Annotated in this window: 20 protein-coding genes and 1 pseudogene; 18 read left to right on the top strand and 3 right to left on the bottom strand. The window is 45.2% G+C overall.

Features of this window, described 5'->3' with window-relative positions; genetic code table 11:
* Nucleotides 1–4 precede the first annotated feature (4 nt).
* The 10 genes from ihfA (at nt 5) to TOI97_RS05875 (ending at nt 7,672) form a co-directional block, all read left to right on the top strand.
* Nucleotides 5–307, top strand: a complete 303-nt coding sequence (gene ihfA / locus TOI97_RS05835; protein WP_321553182.1) for an integration host factor subunit alpha — start codon at nt 5–7, stop codon at nt 305–307.
* The gene (locus TOI97_RS05840; RefSeq protein WP_321553183.1) at nt 288–644 is read left to right on the top strand and encodes a MerR family transcriptional regulator; all 357 of its coding nucleotides are present in this window, start codon (nt 288–290) and stop codon (nt 642–644) included. The genes ihfA and TOI97_RS05840 overlap by 20 nt, the downstream gene beginning before the upstream one ends.
* Nucleotides 645–1,094: 450 nt before the next feature.
* Nucleotides 1,095–1,433 carry a zinc ribbon domain-containing protein gene (locus TOI97_RS13320; RefSeq protein ID WP_407651324.1) on the top strand — a complete coding sequence of 113 codons (339 nt, stop codon included), beginning with the start codon at nt 1,095–1,097 and terminating at the stop codon, nt 1,431–1,433.
* A gap of 365 nt (nt 1,434–1,798) precedes the next feature.
* Nucleotides 1,799–2,446 carry a TetR/AcrR family transcriptional regulator gene (locus TOI97_RS05845; protein ID WP_321553184.1) on the top strand — a complete coding sequence of 216 codons (648 nt, stop codon included), beginning with the start codon at nt 1,799–1,801 and terminating at the stop codon, nt 2,444–2,446.
* 209 nt (nt 2,447–2,655) lie between these two features.
* Nucleotides 2,656–3,213 carry a DUF1285 domain-containing protein gene (locus TOI97_RS05850; RefSeq protein WP_321553185.1) on the top strand — a complete coding sequence of 186 codons (558 nt, stop codon included), beginning with the start codon at nt 2,656–2,658 and terminating at the stop codon, nt 3,211–3,213.
* A gap of 78 nt (nt 3,214–3,291) precedes the next feature.
* Entirely contained in the window at nt 3,292–4,224 is a 933-nt protein-coding gene (locus TOI97_RS05855; protein WP_321553186.1) for an ABC transporter ATP-binding protein, read from the top strand.
* Nucleotides 4,221–5,000: an ABC transporter permease gene (locus tag TOI97_RS05860; protein ID WP_321553187.1), complete on the top strand. Its 780-nt coding sequence runs from the start codon at nt 4,221–4,223 to the stop codon at nt 4,998–5,000. The genes TOI97_RS05855 and TOI97_RS05860 overlap by 4 nt, the downstream gene beginning before the upstream one ends.
* A 179-nt stretch (nt 5,001–5,179) precedes the next feature.
* The gene (locus TOI97_RS05865; RefSeq protein WP_321553188.1) at nt 5,180–6,244 is read left to right on the top strand and encodes an RNA-guided endonuclease InsQ/TnpB family protein; all 1,065 of its coding nucleotides are present in this window, start codon (nt 5,180–5,182) and stop codon (nt 6,242–6,244) included.
* A gap of 23 nt (nt 6,245–6,267) precedes the next feature.
* Nucleotides 6,268–6,921, top strand: a complete 654-nt coding sequence (locus TOI97_RS05870; protein WP_321553189.1) for a DNA-3-methyladenine glycosylase I — start codon at nt 6,268–6,270, stop codon at nt 6,919–6,921.
* Between the two features lie 88 nt (nt 6,922–7,009).
* Nucleotides 7,010–7,672: a C40 family peptidase gene (locus TOI97_RS05875; RefSeq protein WP_321553190.1), complete on the top strand. Its 663-nt coding sequence runs from the start codon at nt 7,010–7,012 to the stop codon at nt 7,670–7,672.
* A gap of 71 nt (nt 7,673–7,743) precedes the next feature.
* On the opposite strand, the gene trpB is transcribed toward TOI97_RS05875, so the two are convergent.
* The 3 genes from trpB to TOI97_RS05890 form a co-directional block, all read right to left on the bottom strand.
* Nucleotides 7,744–8,946, bottom strand: coding sequence for a tryptophan synthase subunit beta (trpB, locus tag TOI97_RS05880; protein ID WP_321553191.1), 1,203 nt, complete (start codon nt 8,944–8,946; stop codon nt 7,744–7,746).
* Between the two features lie 150 nt (nt 8,947–9,096).
* Complete coding sequence (locus TOI97_RS05885) at nt 9,097–9,570, bottom strand: YehS family protein (RefSeq protein WP_321553192.1); 474 nt, start codon at nt 9,568–9,570, stop codon at nt 9,097–9,099.
* Nucleotides 9,571–9,607: 37 nt separating this feature from the next.
* On the bottom strand, nt 9,608–10,324 hold the full coding sequence (locus TOI97_RS05890; protein ID WP_321553193.1) for an rRNA pseudouridine synthase: 717 nt from the start codon (nt 10,322–10,324) through the stop codon (nt 9,608–9,610).
* A gap of 167 nt (nt 10,325–10,491) precedes the next feature.
* Here TOI97_RS05890 and TOI97_RS05895 point away from each other — a divergent pair, with 167 nt between their 5' ends.
* The 8 genes and pseudogenes from TOI97_RS05895 to TOI97_RS05930 all read left to right on the top strand — a co-directional run bounded on the left by TOI97_RS05895 (nt 10,492) and on the right by TOI97_RS05930 (nt 18,479).
* Entirely contained in the window at nt 10,492–12,081 is a 1,590-nt protein-coding gene (locus TOI97_RS05895) for an ABC-F family ATPase (protein ID WP_321553194.1), read from the top strand.
* 139 nt (nt 12,082–12,220) lie between these two features.
* On the top strand, nt 12,221–12,499 hold the full coding sequence (locus TOI97_RS05900) for a peptidylprolyl isomerase (RefSeq protein ID WP_321553195.1): 279 nt from the start codon (nt 12,221–12,223) through the stop codon (nt 12,497–12,499).
* A 289-nt stretch (nt 12,500–12,788) separates the two neighbouring features.
* Nucleotides 12,789–13,232, top strand: coding sequence for an OsmC family protein (locus TOI97_RS05905; protein ID WP_321553196.1), 444 nt, complete (start codon nt 12,789–12,791; stop codon nt 13,230–13,232).
* 279 nt (nt 13,233–13,511) lie between these two features.
* Nucleotides 13,512–14,673: pseudogene (locus TOI97_RS05910) on the top strand (ammonium transporter).
* A gap of 158 nt (nt 14,674–14,831) precedes the next feature.
* A complete protein-coding gene (locus TOI97_RS05915; protein ID WP_321553197.1) occupies nt 14,832–15,068 on the top strand; it encodes a DUF2789 family protein in 237 nt (78 codons plus the stop codon).
* Between the two features lie 224 nt (nt 15,069–15,292).
* Nucleotides 15,293–16,324, top strand: coding sequence for an RNA-guided endonuclease InsQ/TnpB family protein (locus tag TOI97_RS05920; protein ID WP_321553198.1), 1,032 nt, complete (start codon nt 15,293–15,295; stop codon nt 16,322–16,324).
* A 93-nt stretch (nt 16,325–16,417) separates the two neighbouring features.
* Nucleotides 16,418–17,938: an acetaldehyde dehydrogenase ExaC gene (gene exaC / locus TOI97_RS05925; protein ID WP_321553199.1), complete on the top strand. Its 1,521-nt coding sequence runs from the start codon at nt 16,418–16,420 to the stop codon at nt 17,936–17,938.
* Between the two features lie 223 nt (nt 17,939–18,161).
* Nucleotides 18,162–18,479, top strand: coding sequence for a ComEA family DNA-binding protein (locus TOI97_RS05930; protein ID WP_321553200.1), 318 nt, complete (start codon nt 18,162–18,164; stop codon nt 18,477–18,479).
* Nucleotides 18,480–18,818: the final 339 nt, after the last annotated feature.

The following is an 18,818-nucleotide window of genomic DNA, read 5'->3' on the forward strand; positions in this document are numbered from 1 at the left end:
ATGTATGGGGGCTTTAACGAAAGCTGAAATGGCCGAACATCTTTATATGGAGATTGGCCTTAATAAACGTGAAGCCAAAGAGTTAGTTGATAACTTCTTTGAGGAGATTCGTTTAGCCCTCGAACACAACGAGCCGGTTAAGTTGTCTGGGTTTGGTAATTTTGAATTACGTGACAAAGCACAACGACCGGGTCGTAACCCGAAAACAGGCGAAGAGGTACCCATATCGGCACGTCGAGTGGTTACTTTTCGTCCGGGTCAAAAATTACGGGATCGGGTAGAGGCTTATGCAGGAAGCGAGTCATAATAACGCGCTGCCAGTTATCCCGAAGAAACGTTACTTCACTATTGGTGAAGCTAGCGAGTTATGTGGGGTTAAACCCCATGTGCTGCGCTACTGGGAGCAAGAGTTTGAACAGTTAGCGAATATTAAGCGTCGTGGTAATCGGCGTTATTACCAGCGCCATGACTTGCTGATGATTCGTCAGATCCGCAGTTTGCTCTATGATCAGGGCTTTACTACTGAAGGTGCACGTCTACGCTTAAGCAGTAGTGAGGCACGTGCAGATGGTGCTCAAGCGAAACAAATTATCCGTCAAATGATTGTCGAGCTCGAAGATATATTAAAGGACCTGCGCAGCTAATATTATCAGTGCTTTTTTACAGCTGTAATCATAGTTCTGTGTTTCTTGGTTTTCGCTGAGTTGAGTGGGCGTAGCGATTGATCTGCCCACGCAGTTCACGTGTTTTTAATAATTACCTAGCAGAATTCCCCCATCTCTTAATTTGATAGTTGTCACCAAGTACCACAGAAAGGTATTTGTGCTTTTGTATCGAGCAGAGCAAAAGGTTTTAGCTCACCGCAGGGCGGAGGCTAAAGCCGCCAACCGTAAGCTATCTGAAAGCCGTAACTATCAAAAGCAACGTTTAAAGGTTGCTAAGTTGTAAGAAAAAACAGCCAACTGTCGCAACGACTTCTTGCATAAAACCTCATTTAATCTCATCAAAAAACACGATGTTATTGTTATTGAGGGTTTGAACGTTAAAGGCATGGTTAAAAATGGGCACTTAGCTAAAGCGGTCAGCGACAGCTCATGGTCACAGTTTGCCACGATGCTGTGGCCTACAAAGCAGGCTGGTATGGCAAACAGCTCATCAAGCTAGACCGATGGTTTCCGTCTTCTAAAACTTGTTCAGGCTGCGGTCATGTGCTTGATAAGGGTGAACTCAGCCTTGCCATGCGGCAATGGCAATGTCCAATCTGCAATCGAGTTCTAGATCGTGATTACAACGCCAGCATCAACATCCTCAAGGAAGGGTTATGCTGCTGGATATCAATGACAGAAACCCTCGGTGTGAGGGAATTAGCTGAGTCAATTTGCATAACCTCTGCTGTGGTGCAGCGCACCCCGTCAAGTCCGTGCATGACCTAGGCCCACACCACTTCTAAAGTGGCGGGTAGTTCATGGAGCCAATGCGGCAACTACCTAATCCTCTTCGATCCGAAGCGGTTGGAATAAGAGAGCGGACGTGCAGTGGGTGCGTTGTTGCCTATGACCGAGATATAAATGAAGTCCAGGAATATTCTCGTGGTAGAACATGGCCCTCTAATAATAGGAATCCGCTCCTTTAGGCTAAAAAAGGATGTCAGTAGATCTTGATGAGCGGCGGTGTATGTAATATATCAAGGATATGACTTTTTTTACTATTACGTCATTTTTAAAACTATAATTCTTTAGTGCATTTTTTATGAACTTTGTCATAATATGGTATTGTTTTTTGACTAGGTAGTTCTTTTATGCAAAAAGAGTCTCGTAAAGTTCGTGAGTTTCGTCGTCGTGAGCAGGAAATTTTAGATACTGCGTTGAAATTGTTTCTTGAGCACGGAGAAGATGCAGTTACGGTAGAGTTGATTGCTGATACTGTAGGCATCGGTAAAGGTACAATTTATAAGCATTTTAAGTCCAAGGCCGAGATCTATTTAAGACTCATGTTGGACTATGAGCGTGAGCTCAATGAGTTATTTCATTCGGATACTGTTGCCAGTGATAAAGAAGCTTTGTCACGTGCTTATTTCTCATTCCGTATGCGTGACCCGCAGCGTTATCGTCTTTTTGATCGTCTCGAGGAGAAGGTTGTAAAAGGCAATCAGGTACCTGAGATGATTGAGCAGCTGCATACAATTCGAGCATCGAATTTTGAGCGTTTAACGCGCTTAATTGAAGGGCGGATTGAAGAAGGTAAATTGGAAGATGTACCACCTTATTTCCATTACTGTGCAGCTTGGGCATTGGTGCATGGGGCTGTAGCATTATACCACTCGCCGTTTTGGAGTAATGTTTTAGAAGACCAAGATGGTTTTTTTCAATTTTTAATGGACATTGGAGTACGTATGGGTAATAAGCGCGTTAAACGCGATGATGCATTGGAAACTGACGAAGAGTAGTTGGTTAACAAAGGTCAATGATGTCTATGCAATACATTGAACCTGTATTTCGTATGCCCTGTGAAATGCTATTGCAGCAGGTTACCGAATATCCCGATACAATGTCGTTACGTCGAGAGTGGCAGCGTGGTTTATAAGTTATTTTAAGCCTGCATATTTTGTGGCTAACGCTGCTTGATTGGATTGAACCTGCGGATAAGGCCTCTTTTATGCAAAATCTTGAACACGCTGATATCTTGGAGCGCTTAGCACAGACTGCCGAGCGGTTGTCTTATAACGCGAACTGGAATCCCAGTCATGAGGGGGATAGTGAAATGCGCATTGCCCGGAATGGGCGTTGGTATCATCAAGGTGGTGAAATCAAGCGTGTTGGTTTAATAAAACTTTTTTCTCGTTTATTGCGTCGTGAAGGTGACCGGTATTTTCTTGTCACACCAGTGGAAAAACTCAGTATTGAGGTTGAAGATGCACCATTTGTTTCCATAAATATTGAGTTCCAAGGAGAGGGCGATGAACAAGTAGTCTATGTCACGACTAATTTAGACGATACATTATGTATTGGTGATCAACATCCGCTGGTGGTCACTATTGACCCTCAGACCCAAGAACCTTCTCCTTATGTTTCGATCGGTGCTAGTTTATCTGTTCTATTGCAGCGCAGTGATTTTTACCAGCTCGTTGAGCGTGCTGAAAAACGCGAAATTGATGGTCGAAAAGTACTGGGAGTGTTGAGTCAAGGAAGATTTTATATTTTAGGTGACTACTAAACTGCGGCATAAAACTTGTAATAGGGGGGATGCCCCCCATTTCTTGATCATATACTTATTCTTTGTGTGCAAACTATTATGACTTTGGCATTATCCATTCAGCAATTAAGAAAAAGCTATGCGAACGGCTTTGAAGCTTTGAAAGGTGTTGATTTACAAGTTGAAGAGGGTGATTTTTTTGCTTTACTTGGCCCTAACGGAGCGGGTAAATCGACCACTATTGGTGTGCTTTCTACGTTGGTAACAAAAACCAGTGGCAGTGTGCAAGTTTTTGGACACGATTTAGATACTGACCCCTTATCATTAAAGCGTTGTATTGGCTTGGTTCCACAGGAATTTAACTTTAACCAGTTTGAGACGGCACAAAATATTCTAACCACCCAAGCAGGCTACTATGGCATTAAGCTTAAAGAGGCGCGCGCACGTGCCGAAGAGCTACTTAAGCAGCTTGGGTTGTGGGATAAGCGTGATGCTGCTTCACGCATGCTCTCAGGGGGTATGAAGCGCCGTTTAATGATTGCCCGAGCGTTAATGCATCGTCCACGTTTATTGATTCTAGATGAACCCACTGCTGGTGTGGATATTGAGTTGCGCCGGTCGATGTGGGAGTACCTGACTGAGTTGAATGAGCAGGGTACAACGATCATTTTAACTACACACTATTTAGAAGAAGCTGAGCAGCTGTGTCGTAATATAGCCATTATTGATCATGGCACTATCGTAGAACACACTAGCATGCGTGAGCTCTTAAGTAAGTTATCTAAAGAAACTTTTTTGCTTGACCTTAAACATACCCAAACCCAAGCCCCACTATTAGAGGGGTATCCTGCAGAGTTGATAGATGAATGCACTTTAGAAGTGCAAGTTGAGAAGGAACGTGGTTTGACAGATTTGTTTAATCAGCTCTCGGCGCAAGATGTAGAAGTATTGAGCTTACGTAATAAAAGTAACCGATTGGAGGAGCTTTTTGTGTCTTTGGTAGAGAAAAATTTGCAAGGTAGTCAAGTATGAGTTACGAAATCAAGTCAAACTTAGTCGCCTTACAAACTATTGTTTACCGTGAGGCACGTCGTTTCTTGCGCATTTGGCCGCAAACGTTATTACCACCGGCGATCACCATGGTTTTGTATTTTGTGATTTTCGGTAACCTGATTGGTAGTCAAATTGGTGATATGCATGGTTTCACTTACATGCAGTATATTGTACCGGGTTTAATCATGATGTCGGTGATCACTAACTCGTACAGTAATGTGGTATCCAGCTTCTTCAGCGCTAAATTTCAACACTTTATTGAAGAATTGATGGTATCTCCAGTATCGCCTCATACAATTTTAATTGGTTACGTCCTTGGGGGGATTTTACGTGGTTTAGGGGTGGCTGCGATTGTGTCGGTGTTATCACTATTCTTTACCGACTTACAGATTCATAATTTGGCGATTACTGTGGTGGTGATTGTTTTCACTTCGGCAGTTTTTGCTTTAGGTGGTTTTTTAAACGCTATTTTTGCCCGCAATTTTGATGATATCTCTATTATTCCAGCTTTTGTACTGACGCCTTTGACCTATTTAGGTGGTGTGTTTTACTCAGTGGATATGTTAGGGCCATTTTGGAAAACCTTATCTTTAGCAAACCCTATTCTGCATATGGTGAATGCATTCCGCTATGGCATTTTGGGTATTTCTGATATTGATATTAGTACTGCCATTGGTTTGATGTTACTCACTACATTGATTCTTTACACTGTATGTGTGCGCTTATTAATTTCAGGTCGAGGCATGCGAACTTAAAGCTGTGAGAGCGGCTTAGATGGTTAAGGAAGTATTCCGTGCAAGATTATCAAAGTCGCGTAAGACCTCGTACTTTTAGTGCGGAGATGGATAGCGAGGGCTACGTAAGCAGCCCCTTAACCCCTTAACTGGCTGCTAAAGTCTTTGCAGTATAGGTTGGCACTGGTATTGTATACAGTATGATAAAGCACACCAAAACATTAAAAGTCCGAGTACGAGACAGGCATACGCCACTGCTAAATCGCATGGCTCGCAGCGTCAATTTCGTTTGGAACTTTGTTAATGAATTAAGTCAACGCTCGATTAAAGAGCGTGGTGTGTTTTTGTCTGCGTATGATATGCATCCCTACATTAAGGGCGCAGGTAAAGAGCTTGGCCTGCACAGCCAAACCTTACAGTGCATTGCAGGTGAGTATGTCACACGCCGCAAGCAGTTTAAGAAGGTGCGGCTGAACTGGCGCAAATCAGGTGGTGTACGCCGCTCACTGGGCTGGATACCCGTCAATACAGGTGCAGCTCAATGGAAAAACGGGCAGATCTACCATAATGGTCACTACTTCAAGGTGTGGGACAGTTACGGCCTGAGCCAATATAAATTCCGCTCTGGTAGCTTCAACGAAGATGCCCGTGGCCGCTGGTACTTCAATGTTGTGGTTGATATGGAGGTCGAACCAAGCCAAGGCCAAGACCGTGTCGGTATTGACCTGGGTTTGAGCGACACTGCCACCTGCTCGGACGGCACCAAGCTGGAATCGGGCCGCTTCTATCGTGGCCTCGAGGAAAAGCTAGCCATAGCGCAACGTGCCAGAAATAAAACCCAAGTCAAAACCATTCATGCGAAAATCGCTAACCGTAGAAAAGACACATTGCACAAGTTCAGCCGTAAGCTGGTCAATCGCTGCGGTGAAATCTATGCGGGCAACGTCAGTAGCTTAAAACTCGTTAAAACCACGATGGCCAAGTCAGTGTTGGACGCTGGCTGGGGCCAATTAAAAACAATGCTGGGCTATAAATGCGCTCACGCAGGCATTGTTTTTAAGGAAGTTGACGAGGCATACACCACCCAAACCTGTTCGAGTTGCGGCAGTTTGCCCGAGTCGAGGCCGAAAGGTATCGCAGGACTTGGAATAAGAGAATGGACGTGCAGTGGGTGTGGTGTCACCCACGATCGCGATATCAACGCGGCACGTAACATTCTCGCGGCTGGGCATGGTCGTCTAGCGGTAGGAATCACCGTCCTTTAGGTCGGGGAGGATGTCAACAGTGGTTGCTAGAGTATGGAGTCAATCGTTTTGGTTCACTGGAGGCTTTAGAAGCACAGTTACCTGTGCCAGCAACAGATGAACAGTTACTCGGGGTGAGTGATGATCGCTACCTTTCGCTGCTTTCGCGACGCGTGTTTCGTGCGGGGCTGCGGCATAGTGTAGTGGATGCGAAATGGCCTATTTTTGAAGAGGTTTTTTGGCATTTTGACCCTGATAAGGTGGTGTTGTTAAGTGCTGAACACATTGAGCGATTGATGCAAGATACACGCATTATTCGTCATTTAGGTAAGCTCAAAAGCGTACCAAGAAATGCTCAAATGGTGTTAGATGTCCGTCGTGAATATGGCAGTTTTGGTGCTTTTTTAGCGCAGTGGCCTGTGGAAGATATTGTTGGATTGTGGCGCGCTATTGCTCGGCAAGGCTATCAGCTTGGCGGCTTATCGGCGCCTCGGTTTTTACGCATGGCCGGTAAGGATACTTTTGTGCTGACACAGGATGTGGTCGCGGCGCTTATTGCGCAGGGGGTAGTCGTGAAACAACCCACGAGTCAGCGTGATTTGGCTGTTGTACAAGCGTTTTTTAATGAATGGCGAGAGCAAAGTGGTCGCCCTTTGTGCCAACTGTCCATGATGCTCGCTTTGACGGTGAATCACTAGAAAAGTCACAGAAGAGCGTCAATAAGTTTGCACTTTTTCGCGATGCAAGGCATATTGCTCGCCTCATTACACAAAGCCCTTTGTAGTTATGTCTAAAATAATCCGAATTATTGCTTGCAGCATCAGCTGCTTGACGTTGGTTTCTTGTGCCAACCTCAGTACAGAGTTGCGTCAAAATAACTCAGTAAAGCACCAGCAACTTGAACTTAATTCACGTCAGCTTGTTGCGGTCTTAGAACGATTTGAAGAGGCGCAACAAGCTGCATCTGATATCAATGAGTTCAGTATACGTGAGTATCATTTGCCAGCTCTGAGTGACAGCTTAATTAAACGCGGTAAAGCTTTAGTGGGCACACCTTATTTGTACGGTGGCAGCAATGTTAACACTGGTTTTGATTGCAGTGGTTTTGTTGGGCATGTGTTCAAAGAAGAGCTTGGTATTGAGTTACCGCGCACTACTGCACAGTTAATCCAGATGGATGCACCAGTGATTGCTCGCTCTGATTTAGAGCCAGGGGATTTGATCTTGTTTAATAATCAAGGTCGTGGCCGCGTTAGTCATGTGGGGATTTATATGGGGAATGACCAATTCATTCACTCATCTAGCCGTCGCAGTGGTGGTGTGCGCATTGATAAACTCAGCAATCGCTATTGGAATGCCAGTTATTTGCAGGCCAAACGTGTCTTAACAGAAGAACAGATTATCCCTGCTATCGAGAGTGGGCAGCTGCTGTCTCGAGTAAGTCAGTAAATTTACAGTTCAAATAAAATACCGCTTGGCATGATGCCTTGCGGTATTTTTTTAAAGCTTCAGAGCTGAAATTATAGATTGAGTAAGTTTGCTACATAATCAGCGTCTTTATCGCCGCGACCAGATAGGTTCACCAAAATAATTTGTTCTGGAGTGAGCGTAGGGGCTGTACGTATAGCCCAGGCTACAGCATGCGAACTTTCCAGAGCGGGGATGATGCCTTCTACACGTGATAGGCGCATAAAGGCATCTAGGCAGTCTTGATCGGTTACATTGTCATACTGCACACGACCAATATCTTTTAAGTAACTATGTTGTGGGCCTACACCTGGATAATCTAATCCAGAAGCGATGGAATGAACCGGAGCTGGGTTACCGTCATCATCTTCTAGAACATAACAGGCCATTCCATGTAGCTGGCCAGGTTTGCCTTTAGTTAAGGTGGCAGAATGGCGTTGTGTGTCTAAACCTTCACCGCCGGGTTCGACACCCACCAATTGCACATTTTTGTCATTTAAAAAAGCAGTAAACATTCCAATGGCATTAGAACCGCCACCGACACAGGCTGTAACATAGTCTGGGAGGCGGTTATGGCGTGTCAGCATTTGTTCGCGTGCCTCTTTACCAATAATGGACTGAAAGTCACGGACCATTTTAGGGAAAGGGTGTGGGCCAACGACAGAACCAATGGCGTAAATAAAGTCTTCAGGGTTTTTAAGGTATTCTTCAAAAGCACTGTCGACGGCTTCTTTAAGGGTGGCAGCACCGGCAGTGACGGGTACAATTTTGCAACCTAAGATTTTCATCTTAACCACGTTAGGATGTTCTTTCTCAATGTCTGATTGCCCCATATGGATTTCACAAGGAATACCAACAAGGGCGCAGGCTGTTGCTAAAGCAACACCGTGTTGTCCGGCACCTGTTTCTGCAATAACCTTCTTTTTACCCATAAACTTAGCAAGTAACGCTTCGCCAAGGCAGTGATTAATTTTGTGGGCACCGGTATGATTTAAATCTTCGCGTTTCAAATAAATTTGTGCACCGCCAAGCTGCTCACTGAGGCGGCGAGCGTGAAAAATCGGGCTTGGGCGTCCAACATAATCGGCAAATAAACTCGCCAACTCAGCTTGAAACTCTGGGCATGCACAGATTTCCTCATAGGATGCATTGATATCATCCATGACTTTTTTGAGGTGCTCAGGAACATATTGGCCACCGTAAGGACCAAAGTAGCCTTGGGCGTCGGGCATGGCAGCAAAAGAATCAGTGCTCATCGGTAAGTTCATCCTTAAGAACAGAGGCAAAATATGCCGTAAACAATAGATTTTGCGCCGCGATGAGCGCCATTTAGAGATGCAGTTTAATGCAAAATATTTGATTTTGCAGCGCGCAGAAACGATTTTTGAAAGGGGAAAGCGGCATTGTTAGCAGAGTCTAGCGTCTGGACGTAAATAAAAGGTTAAGCCTTTTAGAAATTGGCGCATCAATTGGTCACCGCACTCACGGTAGTTATGGTGCCCTGCTTTTCTAAATAACGCACTTAATTCTGGCTTAGATATTTCGAAATCGACCGAATATAAAATATCGATGAGATCTGTTTCATGCAAAGAAAAAGCCACACGTAATTTCTTTAAAATTGTATTGTTGTTGAGTGGGAGATCAGTGGTGGGTTTGGATTGTGGGCTGGGGCCACGAAGTTTCACGATGAGGTTATCTAGAAAGCCAACCATTAAAGTGTCGTCCAACATGATGAATGATTCATTTTCTTCGCTGGCTAAATAGCTGCGCAGTGTAGCTAGGTCCAGTTTGGGCTCAACGTTTTGCATTATATCAAGCATGGTGCTGTCGCTGTAATTTAGGGCAAAGCGCAAACTGCGCAGGACATCATTATTAAGCATAAAGGTTCTCAAGTTACGTAAAGGAGGGGGTAAGGTATTAAAATTTTTGTGTAGCGGCGCAGTAGCGCCATTGACCCAACGGCAATTTACCCATAGAAACAGCACCAATGCGGATGCGTTTCATTGCAACCACGGTGAGATCAATGCTGGCACATAAACGTTCAATGACACCTTCTGAAGGGTCTTTGAGCACCATGCGTAGCTTTTGTTCGCTCTGTAGACTGACTTTACAGCTGGGTAAACCTACACCTTTAATCATTTGCGCGCGGCTTAAGCGTTTAAGTTTTTGTGCTTCGATGCTGCCTGTTACATCCACGATGTATTCTTGTTCAAGGCGGGTGCGGTCGTCAGTCAGTTTGCGTAAGGTACGCCAATCTTGAGTAAAGACTTGTAAACCAGAGGCGTTGGACTGCAAGGGCAACTCAGTACTTAAACGGGCAAAATGGCCTCTAAGTTGAGTGATTGAATTTGAGTCTTCAGGCCAGCGTGTATCTGGAGTCAATAAAGCCAACTGTTGTTTTAAGTTGGCTGTTGGCATGACAGGTTGATTGAGCAGCAAGGTCACAGGTAGTAAGGGCTTTGCCACAGCGTTAGGAGCAAGCTCAACCTGTTGGTCTGTAATTGGGAATTGTGGTTCATCAATGATGGCACCGTTAACCCGTACCCAGCCACCCTCAATATAGAGTTGGGCTTCGCGGCGCGAACAGCCGATTAATTGAATTAAGTGTTTGGACAGTCGAACAGAATCAGTCATAAGAAAAAGCCAAGAGAGGAAGATACAGTATACTGAGTCTGGCTGTTTTATACAGCGTGTCACCACTAATATGCCACTCAGAGTTTATTGTTAGTGCCGCTCTACTTTAATCAGCGTACAATCGCCCCTTTTTACGCGTTCGCGTCTCCACTATTCAGGAATAATTTGTGATTTCCACCGCTAATATCACCATGCAATTTGGTGCAAAACCCCTTTTTGAAGATGTCTGTGTAAAATTTGGTAACCGTCACCGTTATGGTCTGATTGGCGCAAATGGCAGTGGCAAATCTACTTTTATGAAAATTCTGGGAGGTGACCTTGAGCCATCTTCTGGTCATGTCATGCTTGAACCAAATATTCGCTTAGGTAAATTGCGTCAAGATCAATTTGCTTACGAAGAGTTTAGTGTGATTGATACGGTGATTATGGGGCATGAAGCGCTGTGGAAGGTGAAAGCTGAGCGAGATCGTATTTACTCTCAAATAGAAATGAGTGAAGCAGATGGAATGGCAGTGGCTGAGCTTGAAACTGAGTTTGCGGAGCTAGATGGCTACACTGCTGAATCCCGTGCAGGTGAACTATTGCTTGGGTTGGGGATAGGTGTTGAAGAGCATTTTGGCTTGATGAGTGAAGTGGCGCCCGGTTGGAAGCTGCGGGTTTTGCTTGCTCAGGCATTATTTTCAGACCCTGATGTATTGTTGCTCGATGAGCCGACTAACCACTTGGATATCAATACCATTCGTTGGCTTGAAGGGGTGCTCAGTAGCCGTAACAGCACCATGGTGATTATTTCTCATGATAGACACTTCCTTAATAGTGTGTGTACTCATATGGCGGATTTGGACTATGGTGAAATTCGTTTGTTTCCAGGTAATTACGATGAGTACATGACAGCCGCTACGCAAATACGTGAACGTTTGCTCGGTGATAATGCTAAGAAAAAAGCACAAATTGCTGAGTTGCAAACTTTCGTCAGTCGCTTCTCGGCGAACGCCTCTAAAGCGAAACAAGCAACTAGCCGAGCACGCCTGATTGATAAGATCCAGTTGGATGAGGTCAAGCCCTCAAGCCGGGTTAGTCCATTTATTCGCTTTGATCAAGGTAAGAAACTGCACCGTCAAGCAGTCGTGTTACATGAGTTGAGTCAAGGGTTTGATGGTCAAGTCCTGTTTGAAAATCTGAATTTGCAAGTGGAAGCGGGTGAGCGTATAGCCATTCTTGGATCCAATGGTATCGGTAAGACTACCTTACTACGTACTTTAATGGGTGAGCTGCCAGCGCTGCAAGGGCATGTGAAGTGGACCGAAAGTGCAGAAATTGGCTACTTTGCCCAAGATCATGCCAGTGATTTTGCTGAGGATATGAGTTTGTTTGATTGGATGGGTCGCTGGACTCAAGATGGTGAGCAAATGATACGCGGAACTTTGGGGCGTATGTTGTTTTCTGGCGATGATATTGAAAAGTCAGTCAAGGTGATTTCAGGTGGTGAGCAAGGTCGCATGTTATTTGGCAAATTGATTTTGCAAAAACCCAATGTGTTAGTGATGGATGAGCCAACCAATCACTTGGATATGGAGTCCATTGAAGCCTTGAACTTGGCCTTAGAAAACTATCCGGGTACTTTGATTTTTGTCAGTCATGACCGTGAGTTCGTTTCTTCATTAGCCACACGCATCATTGAACTCAGTGAACACGGTATCAATGACTTTAATGGTACTTATGATGATTATTTGCGTAGCCAAGGGGTTGATATTTAACCCAAGCTTAGAGCAGCCATAACACCGGAAGCCTATACTCTCAGATCTACTGATAAGAGCAGCGATCAGTGCGCATCTAGAAAAAGTAAAGGAAAAACAGGTTAAACTACTGCGCCTGTATCTCTAGGAGAAAATGACCATGGCCAAAGCAATGGCACGGCATATTTTAGTGAAAACCAAAGAGGAAGCTGAAGCAATTAAAACACGGATCGATAAAGGCGAAGCTTTCGATAAGTTAGCACGTAAATACTCGACCTGCCCGTCTGGTAAAAAGGGTGGCGATTTGGGTGAGGTGCGTCCAGGTCAATTGGTTAAGCCTATCGAACATGTGATTTTTAAAAAACCTGTGCGTATGGTTCACGGTCCAGTTAAATCACAATTCGGTTATCACTTAGTCCATGTATTTTTTCGCGATTGAGCGTTGTGTATAGAGTGCTTTTCAACAACCTACCGCTGTGGCAGCGCTCAGTGCGAAAAGAGTTGAAAGACACTTTTGGCTTGATCTGTATGACGACTCCTCGAGTTGTGGCGTATTGTCCAGAATCGAGGCTGAAGGGCTTGCGGAGCTTGGCATAAGAGCATATGCGTGCAGTTGTGAGTGTTGTGTCCCTACGGTCGTGATATAAATGCGGCGCAGAATATTCTCGTGGTCAAGTATGACCGTCTAGTAATAAGATTCTCCGTCTTTTAGGGCGGAAGGAGGGCATATGGCTATTGAACATTTTCAGGCAACTGCACACCTACAAGGTGGCACTTTGGTGAAGGTACGCTCACGTGGATTTGAGTTCACTTTAGATGAGCCAAAAGAGTTAGGTGGTACAGATACGGCAATGAACCCTGTGGAGGCACTGTTAGGTGCGCTTGGCGCTTGCCAAGCCATTGTAGCGAGTGCTTATGCCAAGCGTTTTAATGTGCAGTTGGATGATTTTTGGGTTGAATTGGAAGGTGATTTAGATACCGATGGTTTTATGGATAAAGCCGATGTGCGTTGTGGTTATACCGATATTCGTTATACCTACCATATTAAGTCGTCTTCCACACAAGCTAACATTGACGAGTTCGTTGCTTTCATTGGTACTAAATGCCCTGTAGGTGATAGCTTAATGCAGTCAGTGAACTTGCAATTGGTCGGTGTGGTGCATGAAAAATAAACTGATTGTATTGATATCTGTCAGTGAAAAAAGCTTGTAGACGAGTTTGTTTTCCCTGCATACTGGAGCTCACCACTGACACGGCTGTGTCATATTGATGTGTCCCTAGAAATACGTGCACTGCGATGATAAGTCTGTCGGTAGTGCACAACTCGCGTTGAACCACTTTGGTGGTTTGTCCGCATTTTAGGGTTACACACAAGAGGATGTGCAGTGGAAAACCTTCAGTTAGTGAGCATCAGCTCCGCCGTAGAAGCACTCACGCAAAGTGCCAACACCATGTTTATTTTAGGTGGCGCCATTATGGTGCTGGCGATGCATGCCGGCTTTGCTTTTTTAGAAGTGGGTACGGTTCGTTACAAAAACCAAGTCAATGCGTTGGTTAAAATCATTACCGATTTTGGCGTTTCAACATTAGCTTATTTCTTTATTGGCTACCAAATTGCCTATGGCGTTAGCTTTTTCAGCAGTGCTGATCAGTTGCTAATCAATAATGGTTATGAGTTGGTCAAATTCTTTTTCTTACTCACTTTTGCGGCAGCTATTCCAGCTATTGTCTCCGGTGGTATTGCTGAGCGAGCTAAGTTTTACCCTATTCTTATCGCCACTACTTTAGTTGTGGCTTTTGTTTATCCTTTTTTCGAGGGGATTATTTGGAACGGTAATCTTGGCCTTCAGAGCTGGTTTGCCGGCCGTTTTGGTGCGCCTTTCCATGACTTTGCCGGATCAGTTGTGGTGCATGCTATGGGGGGGGTGGATTGCTTTTTCCGCAATCTTATTACTTGGTGCTCGTAATGGGCGTTATCGCAATGGTCGAGTGGTAGCATTTGCACCATCGAATATCCCGTTTTTAGCTTTAGGAGCTTGGATCTTAGCTGTAGGTTGGTTTGGCTTTAATGTGATGTCAGCACAAACCTTAGATAATGTGTCGGGTCTAGTTGCAGTGAACAGTTTGATGGCGATGGTTGGCGGTACTTTGATGGCTATGCTGCTAGGTAAAAAAGATCCGGGCTTTATCCATAATGGACCTTTAGCGGGGCTTGTTGCTGTCTGTGCGGGATCGGATGTGATGCATCCTATAGGTGCTTTAGCTGTTGGTGGCATTGCCGGTGCTTTATTTATTGGTTGTTTCTTGCTTGCTCAAAATCGTTTTCCACGCTTTGATGATGTATTAGGTGTGTGGGCAATGCACGGTATGTGCGGTATTTGGGGGGGGATAGCGGTCGGTATCTTTGGTTTAGAAGCTTTAGGTGGACTTGGTGGTGTGAACTTTGTTGTACAGTTGCTGGGTACTTTGTTGGGTGTGATCATTGCCTTACTTGGAGGTTTTGCTGTTTATGGCGTTATTAAGCTGCTTGTGGGCCTGCGCTTGAACGCTGAGCAAGAGTTTAATGGTGCAGATTTGTCAGTACACCGCATAGGTGCTTCAAGTATGGATTAAGTGTGGAATCATTGCATTGTGCGCTTATCAAAACGGCCTAAAACCCTAGGCCGTTTTTCTTTTTAGTTCTTGTATGAAAGGCTTTTAGTGTTTGTGCATATCAAGTTTTTCATTTTGTAGTTATGCTCATAGAGGCAAACAATAAAAGGAGTGCTCAAATGACTGTAGAAGTACGTATGACTAACTTGTTTTTGCAGCTGGGACTGGATGCAAGCCCAGAAGGTGTAGCTCGATTTATTAAAGAGAATCGACTACCAGATAACGTTGGCATTATTGAAGCTGATATTTGGAGTGATGGGCAGCGTCAGATGTTGAATGAAATGTTGTGTTCCGATGGTGAGTGGGCCGTGGTGGTGGACCAACTCAGCGAAGCATTGCGAGCACCAACAGACTGATGATTTTGACATCCCCGCAGAACTAAATAGACGGTGATTCCTATAGCTCGACTGCTGTGCTTATCTCGCAGTCGGGCGTGACACGATATCCCTATATGTCTGCTCTTTTATCAGGGGTTTTGGGTGCAAGGATGGATAGCGAAGGGTGGGTAAGCAGCCCCTTAATCTCTTAACAGACTGCTAAAGTCTTTGCAGTATAGGTTGGTACTGGTATTGTATACAGCATGATAAAGTACACCAAAACATTAAAAGTTCGAGTACGAGATAGGCATGTGCCCTTGCTAAACCGCATGGCTCGCAGCGTCAATTTCGTTTGGAACTTTGTTCATGAATTAAGTCAACGCTCGATTAAAGAGCGTGGTGTGTTTTTGTCTGCTTTTGATATGCATCCCTACACAAAGGGCGCAGATAAAGAGCTTGGGCTGCACAGCCAAACCTTACAGTGCATCGCGGGTGAGTATGTCACACGCCGCAAGCAGTTTAATAAGGTGCGGCTGAACTGGCGCAAATCAGGCGGTGTACGCCGCTCACTGGGCTGGATACCCGTCAATACCGGTGCAGCTCAATGGAAAAGCGGGCAGGTCTACCACAACGGCCACTATTTTAAGGTCTGGGATAGCTACGGTTTGAGCCAATATAAATTCCGCTCGGCCAGTTTCAATGAAGATGCCCGTGGCCGCTGGTACTTCAATGTAGTGGTGGAGGTGGAGGTCGAGCCAAGCAAAGGCCAAGACCGTATCGGTATTGACCTGGGTTTGACCGACACTGCCACCTGCTCGGATGGCATAAAACTGGAAGCGGGTCGCTTCTATCGTGGCCTCGAGGAAAAGTTGGCCATAGCACAACGAGCCAGAAATAAAACCCAAGTCAAAACCATTCATGCGAAAATCGCTAACCGTAGAAAAGATGCATTGCACAAGTTCAGCCGTAAGCTAATCAATCGCTGCGGTGAAATCTATGTGGGCAATGTCAGTAGCTTAAAACTCGTTAAAACCACGATGGTCAAGTCAGTGCTGGACTATAAATGCGCTCACGCAGGCATTGTTTTTAAGGAAGTTGACGAGGCATACACCACCCAAGCCTGTTCGAATTGTGGCAGCTTGCCCGAGTCGAGGCCGAAAGGTATCGCAGGACTTGGAATAAGAGAATGGACGTGCAGTGGGTGTGGTGTCGCTCACGATCGCGATATCAACGCGTCACGTAACATTCTCGCGGCCGGGCATGGTCGTCTAGCAGTAGGAATCCCCGTTCTTTAGGTCGGGAAGGATGTCAATAGGTGTGATCATCGCTATGATCAAACTCTACCTACTTTCGGTTAATGTGGGCCAATAGATAATAAGGACAATACTATGATTTATGCTCAACCTGGTACTCAGGGCTCTTTACTTACCATTAAACCCCGTTATGGCAACTATATTGGTGGCAGCTTTGTTCCACCGGTCAACGGTGAATATTTCACTAATACCACGCCTGTGACAGGAGCACCCTGTGGTGAATTTCCTCGCTCCACCGCTGAAGATGTTAATTTAGCTTTAGATGCTGCTCATGCCGCCGCGGACTCATGGGGTAAAACTTCAGCGCAAGATCGTGCCACGGTCTTATTAAAGATTGCGGACCGTATTGAGGATAACCTTGAGTTATTAGCGGTTGCTGAAACTTGGGATAATGGTAAAGCTATTCGTGAAACCTTGAATGCTGATGTACCTTTAGCGGCGGATCATTTCCGTTATTTTGCTGGGTGTATTCGTGCACAAGAGGGTACAGCAGCTGAGATTGATGAGCATACCGCTGCTTATCACTTTCGAGAACCGTTGGGTGTGGTTGGACAAATCATTCCTTGGAACTTCCCACTATTAATGGCCGCTTGGAAGTTGGCACCAGCACTGGCTGCGGGTAACTGTATTGTCCTTAAACCCGCTGAGCAAACTCCACTGTCTATTACGGTATTGCTCGAGTTGATTGGAGATTTAATCCCTGCAGGTGTATTGAACGTGGTGCAGGGCTATGGTCGCGAAGCGGGTGAGGCGTTAGCAACCAGTCCGCGGATCGCAAAGATCGCTTTTACAGGCTCAACTCCCGTTGGGTCTCGCATTATGCATGCAGCCGCCGACAATATTATCCCAAGCACGGTCGAGTTGGGAGGTAAGTCACCTAATATTTTCTTTGAAGATATCATGCAGGCAGAGCCGGAGTTTATTGAAAAAGCTGCTGAAGGTTTAGTTCTTGCTTTCTTTAACCAAGGAGAAGTATGTACTTGTCCTTCGCGAGCATTGATTCAAGAATCCATTTATGAACCGTTCATGGCTGAAGTCATGAAAAAAATCAAACAGATTCGCCGTGGTAATCCGTTGGATACAGATACTATGGTGGGGGCACAAGCATCTTTACAGCAATTTGAAAAAATCATGTCCTATATGGAAATTGCTGAAAAAGAAGGTGCAGAGCTGCTGTCTGGCGGCCAGATTGAGGAGTTGGAAGGTGATTTAGCCAAAGGGTATTACATTCAGCCAACCTTGCTTAAAGGCACGAACAATATGCGCGTCTTCCAAGAGGAAATTTTTGGCCCAGTTGTTGCCGTGACCACCTTTAAAGATGAAGCAGAAGCCCTTGAAATTGCCAACGATACAGAGTTTGGCTTAGGTGCCGGGGTTTGGACGCGTGATATCAACCGTGCTTACCGCATGGGGCGTGCTATTAAAGCTGGACGTGTTTGGACTAACTGCTATCACCGTTATCCGGCACATGCTGCTTTTGGTGGGTATAAAAAGTCGGGCGTAGGCCGTGAAACGCATAAAATGGCGCTTGACAGTTATCAGCAGACTAAAAACTTGCTGATCAGCTATGACACCAAGCCTATGGGCTTTTTCTAAGTGACGTTCATACTGGGCTCGGCTTCTTATAGCTGAGCTCAGCTCTACCTCCTATTTGTGGTGGTGAGCCTGTCTAGGTTCTGCCTCAGCATTCTCGATACTCTCTCTTAGACATATTTTTTTGACGCCTGTAAGAACGCTGCTATTTTGAATGGTGCAGCCCCGCTGTTGTTCATGCCAGACAGTTGGGGAGGGTACTTTAAACTACACAAGGAATGTGTTTATGAAAAAAACTATAATTAACCCATTGTTAGTCCTTGCGCTAAGTGCAGGCAGTTTGTTTGCGGTTGCGCAAGAGCCGACAAATACAATCGCCCCAACGGCAATCGCAGCGGTTACGGCAACAACCATTAATATCAATACGGCTGATGCTGAAACCTTAGCCCGCGAATTGAGTGGTGTCGGTATGGCCAAAGCGCAAGCTATAGTTGAATATCGAGACATGCACGGCCCTTTTGCTTCGGTAGATGAGTTGATTGAAGTGAAAGGAATAGGTGTGGCTATACTTGAGCGAAATATGAGTAAGTTATCGATTGAATGAGTGGTTAGTATCCTCCTACTGTAGGGTGGGGAGGATGCTAAAGTGTTTAGATGAGGCTGTTTTTCAGCCTCTTTTTTATCAAAATCGCGTAAGACTTCGTACTTTTAGTGCGAGGATGGATAGCGAGGACTGCGTAAGCAGCCCCTTAACCCCTTAACAGGTTGCTAAAGTCTTTGCAGTATAGGTTGGTACTGGTATTGTATACAGCGTGATAAGGCACACCAAAACATTAAAAGTTCGAGTACGAGACAGGCATGTGGAGTGAACCCCTTTTCTTGGACTCTTAAGCCACGCTTTTACTTAGGTACTGAGCTCTGTATTGAGCAGGGCTCATCTTTA

The sequence above is a fragment of the Denitrificimonas halotolerans genome, from assembly GCF_034259425.1.
Classification (GTDB): Bacteria; Pseudomonadota; Gammaproteobacteria; order Pseudomonadales; family Pseudomonadaceae; genus Denitrificimonas; species Denitrificimonas halotolerans.

Coding starts and splice junctions, on each gene's coding strand:
- ihfA (WP_321553182.1), top strand. CDS start 5: ATGGGGGCTTTAACGAAAGCTGAAATGGCCGAACATCTTTATATGGAG.
- TOI97_RS05840 (WP_321553183.1), top strand. CDS start 288: ATGCAGGAAGCGAGTCATAATAACGCGCTGCCAGTTATCCCGAAGAAA.
- TOI97_RS13320 (WP_407651324.1), top strand. CDS start 1,095: ATGGTCACAGTTTGCCACGATGCTGTGGCCTACAAAGCAGGCTGGTAT.
- TOI97_RS05845 (WP_321553184.1), top strand. CDS start 1,799: ATGCAAAAAGAGTCTCGTAAAGTTCGTGAGTTTCGTCGTCGTGAGCAG.
- TOI97_RS05850 (WP_321553185.1), top strand. CDS start 2,656: ATGCAAAATCTTGAACACGCTGATATCTTGGAGCGCTTAGCACAGACT.
- TOI97_RS05855 (WP_321553186.1), top strand. CDS start 3,292: ATGACTTTGGCATTATCCATTCAGCAATTAAGAAAAAGCTATGCGAAC.
- TOI97_RS05860 (WP_321553187.1), top strand. CDS start 4,221: ATGAGTTACGAAATCAAGTCAAACTTAGTCGCCTTACAAACTATTGTT.
- TOI97_RS05865 (WP_321553188.1), top strand. CDS start 5,180: ATGATAAAGCACACCAAAACATTAAAAGTCCGAGTACGAGACAGGCAT.
- TOI97_RS05875 (WP_321553190.1), top strand. CDS start 7,010: ATGTCTAAAATAATCCGAATTATTGCTTGCAGCATCAGCTGCTTGACG.
- trpB (WP_321553191.1), bottom strand. CDS start 8,946: ATGAGCACTGATTCTTTTGCTGCCATGCCCGACGCCCAAGGCTACTTT.
- TOI97_RS05885 (WP_321553192.1), bottom strand. CDS start 9,570: ATGCTTAATAATGATGTCCTGCGCAGTTTGCGCTTTGCCCTAAATTAC.
- TOI97_RS05890 (WP_321553193.1), bottom strand. CDS start 10,324: ATGACTGATTCTGTTCGACTGTCCAAACACTTAATTCAATTAATCGGC.
- TOI97_RS05900 (WP_321553195.1), top strand. CDS start 12,221: ATGGCCAAAGCAATGGCACGGCATATTTTAGTGAAAACCAAAGAGGAA.
- TOI97_RS05905 (WP_321553196.1), top strand. CDS start 12,789: ATGGCTATTGAACATTTTCAGGCAACTGCACACCTACAAGGTGGCACT.
- TOI97_RS05915 (WP_321553197.1), top strand. CDS start 14,832: ATGACTGTAGAAGTACGTATGACTAACTTGTTTTTGCAGCTGGGACTG.
- TOI97_RS05920 (WP_321553198.1), top strand. CDS start 15,293: ATGATAAAGTACACCAAAACATTAAAAGTTCGAGTACGAGATAGGCAT.
- exaC (WP_321553199.1), top strand. CDS start 16,418: ATGATTTATGCTCAACCTGGTACTCAGGGCTCTTTACTTACCATTAAA.
- TOI97_RS05930 (WP_321553200.1), top strand. CDS start 18,162: ATGAAAAAAACTATAATTAACCCATTGTTAGTCCTTGCGCTAAGTGCA.